Source organism: Bowmanella yangjiangensis, assembly GCF_017255015.1.
Taxonomy (GTDB): Bacteria; Pseudomonadota; Gammaproteobacteria; order Enterobacterales; family Alteromonadaceae; genus Bowmanella; species Bowmanella yangjiangensis.
Window position 1 is genome coordinate 1 of sequence record NZ_JAFKCS010000696.1, and the last position, 380, is coordinate 380.

Consider the following 380-nt stretch of genomic DNA (forward strand, 5'->3'; position numbering starts at 1 on the left):
GCCATGGCCGGCAGACTGATGGCAGCGGCCAGCAGGAGCAGAGCATATTTCAAGGATCGGTCCTCTCGTTTGCGGTGACCGAATCTACGACTGCCCTGCCCGGGCCATGTTCCCCGCCAAGCGTTACCGCATGCTACATCCTCAGGCGCTAGCGCCCGCGGCCTTCCAGCTCCATCCCGGTCCACAGCTCGTCGAGGCGCTCGAAGCCCCATTCCTCGGCGGACTCGCGCCCGACGATACGGTCCTGATCGGTGATCTTGCTCAGATCGACGACGCTCTGCGGCAACGGCACGCGCGACTTGGCCGAGAAGAACACCTTGACCCTGGGCGCCAGCAACGCCTTGGGGTTCTGCTCCATGACCACGGCCAGGCGGCCGCTC

1 pseudogene is annotated in these 380 nt (G+C 65.5%); it reads right to left on the reverse strand.

Features of this window, described 5'->3' with window-relative positions:
- Window positions 1–148: 148 nt before the first annotated feature.
- Window positions 149–380: pseudogene (locus J0A65_RS26300) on the reverse strand (hypothetical protein); the annotation flags it as partial.